The sequence below is a fragment of the Rhodospirillales bacterium genome, from assembly GCA_016712595.1.
In the GTDB taxonomy this organism is placed as follows: domain Bacteria; phylum Pseudomonadota; class Alphaproteobacteria; order Rhodospirillales; family Defluviicoccaceae; genus Defluviicoccus.
Window position 1 is genome coordinate 1 of the sequence record JADJQT010000009.1, and the last position, 10,829, is coordinate 10,829.

Below are 10,829 nucleotides of genomic sequence, written 5' to 3' on the forward strand. Positions count from 1 at the left end.
TCGGAGCCGACGGCGACGTCGCCGGCATCCGCCTTCGCGCCCGCCTCGACAGCCACAAGCTGATCGAAGAGTTCCGTGATCGCCGCCAACGTCGCCGCCGCGGAGGCGCTGGAAGAACGCAAGCTGCCGGTGATGTACCGGGTGCATGACCAACCGTCACGGAGAAGCTCGAGAGCCTTCGCGATTTTCTCAAGACCCTCAACCTCGCGTTCGCCCGTGGCCAGGTCGTTCGCTCGCGCGACTTCAATCGCATCCTCGAGCAAGTCGTCGGCCGGCCGGAAGCACGTCTCGTCAACGACGTCGTTCTGCGCAGTCAGGCGCAGGCGGCCTACGATCCAACGAACATCGGCCATTTCGGTCTCGCGCTTCGCCGCTACTGTCACTTCACCTCGCCGATCCGCCGTTATGCCGACCTGCCCGTCCACCGGGCCCTGATCGCGCTGCTGCATGCCGGCGACGACGGGCTCAGGGGCGATGGCGCGGATTTTCCCGCATCGCCGAACACATTTCAGGCACCGAACGGCGAGCGGCAGCGGCCGAGCGCGATGCCGTCGACCGGTTCACGGCGGCGTTTCTCGCCGAGCGCGTCGGCGCGTCGATGCCGGGGCGGATCAGCGGCGTAACCCGCTTCGGGTTGTTCATAACCCTTGATGAGTCCGGCGCCGACGGCCTCGTTCCGATCAGCACCCTGCCCGACGAGTACTACGTCCACGAGGAGGCGTCGCACCGTTTGATTGGTCGGGCGCAGGGCATCGCCTTTCGTCTTTGGCGATCGCGTCGAGACGCGATTGATCGAGGCCAATCCGCTCACCGGCGGTATCCTGCTCGAACTTATGGGGTGGAATCCGCGAACCGAACCGGCGCGGGGCGCCCCCAAGGTGTCACGCTCCCGAAGACGTCACGCCCGGTGCGTCGGCGCCGCTAAGGGCGGAGATTCGCTGCATGTCTGACTTCGTCCCGCTACCCGCGATCGCCGAATTTATCTTCGAACAGGCAAGTTTCCCCGCCGCCCATGCGTCGACGATCGCCAGCACGACGGATAGCCGCGTCGCGGCCTGGTTCGGCGGCACGCGCGAGGACACCGCGATGTCGGTATCTGGGTCGCCCGTAAGGAGGGCGCTCACTGGGTGCACCCGATCGAGGTCGCCGACGGCCGCATCGCCTTCCGCCGCCGCGTCCCGTGCTGGAATCCGGTGCTGTTTCAGCCACGCCTGGGACCGCTCTTGCTTTTCTACAAGCTTGGGCCGAGTCCCAGCCGCTGGTGGGGCATGATGGCGACTTCCACCGACGGCGGCCGCACCTGGAGCGATTCGCGCCCACTTCCCCGGGGCATCCTCGACCGATCAAGAACAAGCCGATCGAGTGCGCCGACGGACGCTTGCTCTGCCCGTCCTCCGATGAGCAGGGACGCTGGCGCGTGCACGTCGAATTCTACGATCCCGCGAGCGATGGCTGGCACCGAGGTCCATCGTTGAACGACGGACGGACCTTCGCCGCGATCCAGCCGTGCCTGCTCACCCACCCCGGCGGCGAGACGCAGATGCTGTGCCGGACCCGGCAGGCGACGATTGGCTCATGCCGATCGCAGGACGGCGGAAAAACGTGGTCGCCCCTGGAAGCAAGCGAACTACCCAATCCCGACAGCGGAATCGACGCGGTGAACTTGGCGTCAGGCCACGTGCTGCTCGTCTACAACCACAGTCAGACAGGACGCTCGCCCCTCAACCTTGCCATCAGCAGCGACGGCAAACACTGGTCGGCGGTGGGCGTCCTCGAAGACGAACCCGGCGAATTTTCGTATCCGGCGATCATCATGGACACCGCCGGACGGGTGCACGTCACCTACACCTGGAACCGGCGGCGTATCCGCCATGTCGCGTTTCTCGCCGAGGACATCCGCCCGCTGCCGATGGAGCATGGAATGTGGCCCGCCGGTGCGCCGAAACTGGGTGCGCCAAAACTGCCCCCGTCGCCACCTAAGCTGAGCCGTCTTCGCCGGCGGTGGCGAGCAGCCGTCAAGCCACCCGAGATGCGATAAAATAGATCAGCGCGCCGCCCAGGCGACCATGGCGGCGATGCTGGAAATCAGCAGAATCCCGCAAACGACGGGAACAACAACATCCGGGTAGTCCGAGGCAATCGCGACACCTTTCCACTCGTCCGCCCGGAACCGGCCTCCGCCCGCAGCGTTGATCTCGCGGGTGCTTTGATCCCCTTTGCTCTTCCCCTTCAGCACCTGATCTCCGGGGCGGTCGATCTCCGGCCGCCCCCTTTTTCCGCGCGCGTCAGGGGCGATGAGAGATGTTCCCGCGCGATGATCCTTAAGGCGGTTCAAGTCCGCCGGCTCAGAACAGCGTACCGATTCCCGCGAGCCCGTTTTCGCCGACGGTCAAGGTGAATTGCGGCGCGTGATCCTTGGAGTCGGGCCCGCCGTAGATCTCGAATTCCGATACGGCGCGCGGCGGATTGATCGCAACGCCGGTTTCGTCCCACGAAAACAAGAGCGCCGGAAACGTCAGCGCGTTGAAGCCGTCCGAGGGATATTTCCAGGCGTTGAACGTTACACGGCCGTTGACGCAAGCGACCGCGGTCCAGAAGAAATCCTCGGAGCGCAGGTAAAGGCCCTTCGGCGCCGGCTGGAAAAAGCCGCTGGTCACCAGTCTTTCGTCGAGCGCGTCGATGTCGCGCGCCGACAGCGTGCCGCGCGCCTTTCGTCCAGCGAACGGCGCGAGAATATCGAGCGGATCACCGATGATCGCGCCCGGATCCAAGGTCACGTCGCTGAGATCCGACGGCCCCAGCACCCGCGCGCGCAGGACGAAACCGCCGCCCTGGCTCGCCGGTGCGATGTCGTAGGTTCGCGCCTGCTTGATATAGATTCCATTGTAAACAAAGCGATAGAGATCGGTTGAGCCCTTCGCGCAGCGCGCGCGGATATCATCGCCGTTAATGTAGCTGAACCAGGTGAAGCGCTGAGACAGCGCGTCGTCATGGCCTGCGTAGCTGCACGACGACAAGACCGCCGCCAGCGCGACGACGGCGCCACGGGCAACGCGCGAAATACATCTAATAATTGCATAACTCATTTCGCGGTCATCCCTCTCATCCCTGCGCCTCGGCCTGGACGCATTAGCGTGGTCCGCAGATGTTCGCTGATTTGCCACAATTATACCGCCTTGACGGTATTTATTTCCCGTGATGCCCTCGAAAGTGGCATTATGACAACGATTTCTACATAGTTTAGCGGTTAAGGTTACAACCGCTTCCGCCTTCGCTCCAGTGGACCAGGGTCCCATGAAACAGGTTACACGCACGAGTTGTGATAAGCGTCACAGTTTTCCGCGCCGCGAATCAATATCTTTAGCGGGAAATTACCAGGATGTCGCAAGGAAAATGGGCGCGATTCCACCACAGATTGTTGCGGATTTCTACGATGCGAGCCTTGATGCGGCCGGCTGGCCGCAGGCGCTGTTCGCCATAGCGGAATGGTGCAAGGCCGACGCGGCGTTCCTGCTGAACCACGACTTCGGCACGGGAACGGGCGCGATCGAGCGGGCGATCGGCATCGGTGCCGACGCGCAGGCGAGCTATCGCCACCACCACGGCAAGGCGAATGCGTGGCTGCAGGCAGAGCACTTCTTTCGCGGTGCAAACGCCGTCGTTCGCGGCAGCGATATCCTCGACGCACACGCGATCAAGTCGACGCCGTTCTATCGCAGCTGGTTGAAGCCCATCGGCATCCTGCCCCACCTGTTCGCCGTGCTCGAGCGGCAGAACGGCCGTGTTACCCTGCTGGTGCTGGCGCGACGCGAGCAGAAAGCCGATTTCAACGACGAGATCGTCGAGGACCTCGGCGCGCTGCTGCCGGCGCTCAGTCGCGCGGTCCGCGTCGATGCGTCGCTGCGGGCGCACCGGGCGCTCGAGCGGTCGGCGATGCGGGCGATCGATTCGATGCCGTGCGGCGTGGCCATCCTCGATCGCAACGGTGCCCTGATCGAGGCCAACCCGTTCGCCAAGGCGGTGATCGACGCGCACGAAGGCGTCGTCATCATCAATGGCGGTCTCGCCACCGACGTCGCCGGCCGGCGGATGAAGCTCAAGGACATGCTGCCCAGCGGCCTGGAAACGACCAGCAAGGCGGTCGCCGACCATCTGTCGATGCTCTCGGTACCGCGAGCCTCGGGAAAACGGCCGCTCAATCTGATGATCGTGCCGCTCGACGATGCGCTCGACGGGCGCGCTCCGGACGGACCGGCTGCCCTGCTGTTCATCGGCGATCCCGAACGCGCGGCCCGCTTCGATCAGACGCGTATCGCCCGCCTCTACGGGCTGAGCCGGGCGGAATCGCGAGTCGCGGCGCTGCTCGCCAGCGGCTACCGGCTGGAGCAGGTCGCCGAAGCCCTCGACATCGCCTACGAGACGGTGCGCAAGCACCTAAAGCAGATATTCAGCAAGACCGGCACCTACCGCCAAGCGGAACTGGTGCGCATGCTGGTGACCGGACCCGCGGGCCTGGCGATCTGATCCATCGCCCCCGTTCGGACACCTCGCCCGGACGCCCTCGCCGACGCGCTTGCAACGGCGTCTTGGCCGCCATTTCGGCAGACCGCGAGCGTAGGGCGGGTCGAGCGAAGCGATACTTGCCAAGCCAATGGAACCGAAAAACACCCCATCGTCGCGACCAACCGACTCCACGTCGCTCACGCCGCGTCGTGCGCAATCCCCCGACGGCCTCCATCCCGCCGGAAAGAACCCGCCCCCTCGGCCGGACCCGCGGCCACAAGGCATCACCCGCGATCCCTCGGCGCCCCATCTATGACCCGCATCACTCGACGCCCACCCTCGCCGGCCTTACCCTCCCCCTTCGGGTCGATTACGCCGGCGATTGTTCGGGAGTCCTCGTGCCACCCGACGTCACGGCGTCTTCAAGGGGGGCCATCATGCACGATATCCCATGACCGACTATTCGGCGCTTCGAATTGCTGGCGTCCGCAATGGCTCCTAAAGTGTCGAGACGCGGTAACAACATCAAGCTGGCAGCTTGGCACCTGATTACGCTGCGGAACGCGAACCACTTACGATGTATCATCCCGGTAACGTAGCGCGTCGACGACTGCAGCCATCGCCCGCGAGAGCTGGCGGCGGCTGGGGTAGTAGAGGTGGTAGCCCGGGAAGGGCGGGCACCAGTCGTCCAGCACGCGGACCAGCGAACCGGCGGCGAGGTCGCTCCGGACCAGCTCCTCCATGACGTACGCCAGCCCGGCGCCGGCTAGCGCCGCCGCGCGCTGGAGCCGCGAGTCGTTGACCACCATGCGCGCCTCCGCCCGGACGTTGAGGGCGCGGCCGTCCCGTTCCAGGTCCCACACTGCCACCCCGCCGTGGGTGGGGAAGCGCAGGCCGATGCAGTCGTGCCGGGCCAGTTCGTCGGGCGAGGAAGGCGTACCGCGCGCAGCGAGGTAGTCCGGCGAGCCTACTACCGCCATCCGCAGCTCCGGCCCGATGCGGACCGCCACCATGTCCAGCGCCAGCGTCTCGCCCAAGCGCACGCCGGCGTCGAACCCCTCGGCCGCGATGTCGACCAGGCCGTTGCTTACCACGACCTCAGCGCGAAGGTCGGGGTAGCGCGGCAGGAGCTTGGCAAGGGCGGGGGTCAGGATCGTCTCGGCCGGGTGGTCTCCGGCGGTGATCCGCACGGTGCCGGCAGGCTTGTCGCGCAGATCGCTCAACCCTTCCAGCTCCGCGCCGACCTGGTCGAGGTACGGCCCCACCGTTCGCAGCAGCCGCTCGCCCGCCTCGGTGGCCGACACGCTGCGCGTCGTTCGCGTGAGCAGGCGGACGCCCAGCCGCTCTTCCAGTCTGCGGATCGTGTGGCTGAGCGCCGACGGCGAAACGCTGAGCCGGGCGGCGGCGCGAGTGAAGCTTCGTTCGCGCGCGACGGAAAGAAAAGCGGATAGGTCGGCGATCGGGTCGCGGGGCATTGCTGACGCTCGTTCACAAGAACATGCGTGTTGTTACGTCTAATCGACACAGCGCCGGACGCCTAGATCGTTTCAAGCAAAGGAGGCGAGACATGCAGACCGTCACTGACGTTCCGGTGTGCGCGTTGAACAGGCGCAGCCTGCTCAAGCTCACGGGCGCGACCGCCGCCGTCCTGGGCGCGACGGCGCTGCCGGGCGGTGCGGCGATCGCGCAGGGCACGGATGCTTGGGACAAAACCTTCCCCAGGAGCGACCGCGCTGACCACTGCAAGGTCGCCTACACCAATCGGCTGGGCATTCGGCTTGTCGCGGACCTGTACAGCCCGCGCAATTGGGACCGGTCGCGGCGGCATCCCGCACTCGTGGTGGGCACGCCGTTCGGCGCGGTGAAGGAGCAGGCGTCGGGACTCTACGCGCAAACTATGGCCGAGCGCGGCTTCGTGGCTATCGCTCACGACCCGTCCTATGTCGGCGAGAGCGGCGGCAAGCCGCACCGCACTGCCTCGTTCGAGGCGTTGGTCGAGGACTTCAGCGCCGGCGTCGACCAGCTGGGGCGACTGCCGTTCGTAGATCGCGAGCGCATCGGCGTGCTCGGCGTCTGCGGCAGCGGCGGCTTCGGGCTGGCGGCCGCGCAGGTCGACCCGCGCATCAAGGCCGTCGCCACCGTCGCGATGTACGACATCGGCCAGGCGATGCGGCAGGGCTTGGCGGACCGGCTCGACCTGTCGGCCTTCCGGCGCAACCTCGATGCGGTCGCGGCTCAGCGCTGGGCGGAGGTCGACGGCGCGGCCCCGCTGATGGCGTCCGGCACGCCCGAGCGGCTGACGACGGACTCGACCGCGATCGACCGGGAGTTCTTCGACTACTACCGCACGCCGCGAGGGAGCCACCCGCGTGCGACCACGGCGTTCCTGCGCACGAGCCACGCGCCAATGGCGCTCGGCTCGGCGTTCGACCACCTCGACTGGATCTCGCCGCGGCCGCTGCTGTTCGTGACCGGCGACCGCGCGCACTCGCGAGCGTTCAGCGAACAAGCCTTCCGGCTCGCGGCCGACCCGAAGGAGCTGCTGGTCGTGCCGAACGCCGGTCACGTCGACCTCTACGACGGGGTCGACCTGATCCCATTCGACAAGCTCGACGCCTTCTTCCGCACTCACCTCGCATGAACCGGAGAGCAGCCATGAACATTAAGCTGCTCGCCGCGCTCCTGCTGGCGCTGCCGCTCGCGGCCCACGCGCAGCAGGCATCCCGCGCCAACCCGCCGCAGCAAGGAGCCGTGCGCATGGAATACATCCGAAAGGTCGACCTGAAGACGGCGCGAGGCCCGGCGGAGAACTTCACGGGCGTCGTGACCATCACCGGCCAGTTCCAGCGCCCGGAGCCGTCGCGCGTCGGCGGCGCCATCGTTCGGTTCGAGCCCGGCGCCCGCACCGCCTGGCACAAGCACCCACTCGGACAAACGCTGCTCGTCACCGAGGGCATCGGCTGGACGCAGGTCGAGGGCGAGCCGAAGATCGAGTTCCACGCCGGCGACCAGCTCTGGTGCCCGCCGGACCAGAAGCACTGGCACGGCGCGACGGCAACGACGCCGATGACCCACATCGCCATCCAGGAGTCGCTGAACGGCTCGCCCGTGACCTGGATGGAGCACGTCTCGGACGAGGAGTACCTCGCCGGACCCGCCACCCGACCCGAAAGGTAAACCATGCGCGCGACCATCATGCCCCGGGCGCACGACGTCCGGATCGACACCGTCCCCGACGCCGCGATCGTGGAGCCTACCGACGCGGTGATCCGCATCACCCGCGCTTGCATCTGCGGAAGCGATCTGTGGCCCTACAATGGCGGGCCGAATGTAGAAGGCCAGCGCATGGGCCACGAGGCAATCGGCGTCGTGGAGGATGTTGGCAGCGAGGTCCGGCGGATCAGGCGCGGCCAGGTCGTGATCATGCCGTTCGCGGACTCTGACGGTGCATGCGTGTTCTGCGAGGAAGGGCTGCACACCTCGTGTGTTCACGCCGGCTTCTTCGGCAATGGGACCGGCCTGGACGGCGCGCAGGCGGAGGCGCTGCGCGTGCCCAACGCCGACGGGACGCTCTATCCGCTCGATGTGGGCGAGGACGACGCGCTCATGCCCTCGCTGCTCACCCTGTCGGACGTGATGGGCACCGGCCACCACGCGGCGGTGACGGCGCGGGTGCGCCGCGGCGGCACGGTGGTGGTGGTCGGCGACGGCGCTGTCGGCCTTTGCGGCGTCATCGCCGCCAGGCGGCTCGGCGCGGAGCGGATCATCATCATGGGCCGCCATGCCGACCGCGTCGCGCTGGCAAAGGAGATCGGCGCCACGGACGTGGTGAGCGAGCGTGGGCCGGAGGCGGTCGAGCGCGTGCGCGAGCTGACCGGCGGGTTCGGCGCGCAGTCCGTGCTCGAATGCGTCGGCACCGGGGTGGCGATGGAGACCTCGATGAGCATCGTCCGCGCCGGCGGCGCGGTCGGGCGGGTCGGCGTCCCTCATTATGAGGCGATCGCGGGCGCGCAGCCCATGTTCTTCCAGAACGTGATCGTCGCCGGCGGCCCCGCGCCCACCGTGCCTATATTGACGAACTCCTGCCGGACATCATGGAGGGCCGTATCCAGCCCGGCCGCGTGTTCGATCGCACGGTCGACCTCGACAGCGTGCCCGACGGCTACCGCGCCATGAACGAGCGCGAAGCGTTGAAAGTGCTGATCCTGCCTTAGGCCGAGCGAGACGGCACGCCGCCCGAACACATCCGAAAGCTTGAACAGAAAGGAAATATCATGGCCAGACCCGATCGATTCACCGGCAAGGTGGCCTTCGTCACCGGCGCCGCCAGCGGCATCGGCCGCGCGACCGCGATCGCCTTTGCGGCCGAGGGCGCACGCCTCGCCATCCTCGACCGGACCGCGAACGGGCTGAAGGACACGGAGGCGGCTGTGAGGGACGCCGGGGCGGAAGCGCTGGCGATCGTCTGCGACGTGTCGGCGCCCGAGCAGGTCGAGGCCGCCGTGGCGCAAGTGGTCGAGCGCTTCGGCCGGCTCGATATCGCCTTCAACAACGCGGGCGTCGAGAACAAGCCCGCGCCGCTTCACGAGATCGAGCTGGCGGAGTGGGACCGCATCATCGGCGTCAACCTGCGCGGCACGTTCGTGTGCATGAAGCACGAGATCGCGCAGATGGTACGTCAAGGCGGCGGTGTGGTGGTGAACACCTCGTCGGGTGCGGGCATCCGCGGCGTTGAGCGGCGGCGCGGCCTACACCGCGTCCAAACATGCGCTGATCGGCCTAACGCGGTCCGCCGCGCTTGACTACGCCAAGCGTAACATCAGGGTGAACGCGATCCTGCCCGGTAACATCGAAACGCCGATGATGGACCGCTTCACCGGGGGCGACATCCAGAAGGCGATCGTCCTGGAGCCGGTTGGGCGGCTCGGCAAGCCGGACGAGATTGCAGAGGCGGTGCTGTGGATGAGCTCTGGACCTGGGCGGCTTCGTCACCGGCTCGGCGGTGGTCGTCGACGGTGGCTGGTCGCTGTGAACCGGCCGCGCGACGTTACGCGCTGGATCGCGTGCATCATGCTCAGCACGGCGCTGATGGGATCGGCCGGCTGCGGACGAGCCGAGCCGTCCGACACACCGGCGAAAGCCGATGCCACTCCGCCAGACGTCGGCAAAAACAGGAGACCGACAGTGTTCACCATCGAGATCGTCTCCGGCGACCGTCGCTGGACGGCCCGGATCGACGACACGCCGGCCGCGCGCGACTTCCTCGCGCAACTTCCCCTGAAGCTGACGCTGAAGGACTTCGGCGGCAACGAGAAGATCGCCGATCTGCCGCGCCGGCTGACGCGCGAGGGCGCGCCTGACGCAATTACCCCCCGGGCGGGCGACGTCGCCTTCTACGCACCGTGGGGCAACCTCGCGATCTTCTACGGACACGGGCATCATTCGCCGGGGCTGGTCCCACCGGGCCGAATTGAAGGCGACGTGTCCGCGCTCGCGGGCGGGCGACCCGTCACGGTTTCGATCGATCGAGCCGCGACGGGTGGCTGAACAGCCGTTTTCGCGCAATCAGCGTACGGCACATCTTGAGCGGTCGCGCGGCTGCCACGAGTTCAGTCGGCCGCCGTCACGGGTGATCGCTTTCGAGTTCCGAAGCGATCACGCCGGAGCGGAGCATGATCAGGCCGCGTCGTTTTCAGACCCGTCGACCTTCCCCTGCCCGTTCCCCTTGTCGCCCTCACCCTCGGCCGTGCGCGCGTCGGCGGCCCGATCCCGGCGCGAGCGGTTCTCGCGAAAGGCGCGATCGAGATTGCTTGGACTCGCACCGTCGGTCGCGTGCGACTTCGACGAGCGCATGGTATCCACATGGCTGTGCTTCTCGTCTCGCTCGCCGCCACCGCCGGACCGCATGCTGACGCGCGGGTTGGTATTTACCGCGCCCTCAGGGGTAAGCCGGACCCGGCTCGGGAGGGGGCTTGGTCGCAGGCCCCAGGGCCGCCCCAGCGATTCGTGTTCGGATGCTTTTTCGGCATGCGGGTCGCTCCATCGCAGACGGAAAGCAAACACACGCACGCGCGCGGGGTTCCAGAGAGCACCTACAACGCGACGGGAAAGTGCGGCTTGCCGGATGGATTACGGGAGGCAGCTCGAGCAGCTAAGCGCAACGCTTGATCGTCTTCACGTTGACTCGGAACGGGCCTCGGTCATTCCGGCGTACGATGACGCTTTAGATCCCGTTGCAGTCGTAGCGGAGGTCGCTTCCCGCATTCGACTTTCGACGCGAATGGCGACGAACTGCCGCTCCAGGACGTGATGATCCCCGCCGTGGC

11 protein-coding genes and 3 pseudogenes are annotated in these 10,829 nt (G+C 66.9%); 9 read left to right on the forward strand and 5 right to left on the reverse strand.

What is annotated here, in order from left to right; translation table 11 throughout:
- Nucleotides 1-950 (forward strand): annotated as a pseudogene (locus tag IPK66_19015) (RNB domain-containing ribonuclease).
- Here IPK66_19015 and IPK66_19020 read toward each other — a convergent pair.
- Nucleotides 882-1,124, reverse strand: a complete 243-nt coding sequence (locus tag IPK66_19020) for a hypothetical protein (protein MBK8177267.1) — start codon at nucleotides 1,122-1,124, stop codon at nucleotides 882-884. The pseudogene IPK66_19015 and the gene IPK66_19020 overlap by 69 nt on opposite strands.
- Here IPK66_19020 and IPK66_19025 point away from each other — a divergent pair.
- Both IPK66_19025 and IPK66_19030 read left to right on the forward strand, forming a co-directional pair.
- Nucleotides 1,056-1,475 (forward strand): exo-alpha-sialidase, encoded by a 420-nt coding sequence (locus IPK66_19025; GenBank protein MBK8177268.1) that lies wholly within the window; start codon nucleotides 1,056-1,058, stop codon nucleotides 1,473-1,475. The two genes, IPK66_19020 and IPK66_19025, sit on opposite strands and share 69 nt — an antisense overlap.
- The gene (locus tag IPK66_19030; protein ID MBK8177269.1) at nucleotides 1,418-2,038 is read left to right on the forward strand and encodes an exo-alpha-sialidase; all 621 of its coding nucleotides are present in this window, start codon (nucleotides 1,418-1,420) and stop codon (nucleotides 2,036-2,038) included. Before IPK66_19025 ends, IPK66_19030 begins: the two co-directional genes overlap by 58 nt.
- Nucleotides 2,039-2,044: 6 nt before the next feature.
- Here IPK66_19030 and IPK66_19035 read toward each other — a convergent pair whose 3' ends face one another.
- Together IPK66_19035 and IPK66_19040 are read right to left on the reverse strand one after the other, a co-directional pair.
- Nucleotides 2,045-2,236 carry a hypothetical protein gene (locus IPK66_19035; protein ID MBK8177270.1) on the reverse strand — a complete coding sequence of 64 codons (192 nt, stop codon included), beginning with the start codon at nucleotides 2,234-2,236 and terminating at the stop codon, nucleotides 2,045-2,047.
- 109 nt (nucleotides 2,237-2,345) lie between these two features.
- Entirely contained in the window at nucleotides 2,346-3,086 is a 741-nt protein-coding gene (locus IPK66_19040; protein ID MBK8177271.1) for a hypothetical protein, read from the reverse strand.
- 307 nt (nucleotides 3,087-3,393) lie between these two features.
- On the opposite strand from IPK66_19040, the gene IPK66_19045 reads away from it, so the two are divergent.
- On the forward strand, nucleotides 3,394-4,524 hold the full coding sequence (locus IPK66_19045) for a hypothetical protein (protein ID MBK8177272.1): 1,131 nt from the start codon (nucleotides 3,394-3,396) through the stop codon (nucleotides 4,522-4,524).
- Between the two features lie 551 nt (nucleotides 4,525-5,075).
- On the opposite strand, the gene IPK66_19050 is transcribed toward IPK66_19045, so the two are convergent.
- A complete protein-coding gene (locus tag IPK66_19050; GenBank protein MBK8177273.1) occupies nucleotides 5,076-5,978 on the reverse strand; it encodes a LysR family transcriptional regulator in 903 nt (300 codons plus the stop codon).
- 92 nt (nucleotides 5,979-6,070) lie between these two features.
- Here IPK66_19050 and IPK66_19055 point away from each other — a divergent pair, with 92 nt between their 5' ends.
- The 5 genes and pseudogenes from IPK66_19055 (at nucleotide 6,071) to IPK66_19075 (ending at nucleotide 10,050) form a co-directional block, all read left to right on the forward strand.
- Nucleotides 6,071-7,144 carry an alpha/beta hydrolase gene (locus IPK66_19055; GenBank protein MBK8177274.1) on the forward strand — a complete coding sequence of 358 codons (1,074 nt, stop codon included), beginning with the start codon at nucleotides 6,071-6,073 and terminating at the stop codon, nucleotides 7,142-7,144.
- A gap of 116 nt (nucleotides 7,145-7,260) precedes the next feature.
- Nucleotides 7,261-7,680, forward strand: a complete 420-nt coding sequence (locus tag IPK66_19060; protein ID MBK8177275.1) for a cupin domain-containing protein — start codon at nucleotides 7,261-7,263, stop codon at nucleotides 7,678-7,680.
- Nucleotides 7,681-7,683: 3 nt separating this feature from the next.
- Nucleotides 7,684-8,717, forward strand: a pseudogene (locus IPK66_19065) (alcohol dehydrogenase catalytic domain-containing protein).
- 60 nt (nucleotides 8,718-8,777) lie between these two features.
- Nucleotides 8,778-9,535, forward strand: a pseudogene (locus tag IPK66_19070) (glucose 1-dehydrogenase).
- A gap of 56 nt (nucleotides 9,536-9,591) precedes the next feature.
- Entirely contained in the window at nucleotides 9,592-10,050 is a 459-nt protein-coding gene (locus IPK66_19075) for a hypothetical protein (protein ID MBK8177276.1), read from the forward strand.
- A gap of 129 nt (nucleotides 10,051-10,179) precedes the next feature.
- Here the strand turns inward: IPK66_19075 and IPK66_19080 are convergent, their stop codons facing one another.
- A complete protein-coding gene (locus tag IPK66_19080) occupies nucleotides 10,180-10,365 on the reverse strand; it encodes a hypothetical protein (protein ID MBK8177277.1) in 186 nt (61 codons plus the stop codon).
- Between the last annotated feature and the right edge of the window lie 464 nt (nucleotides 10,366-10,829).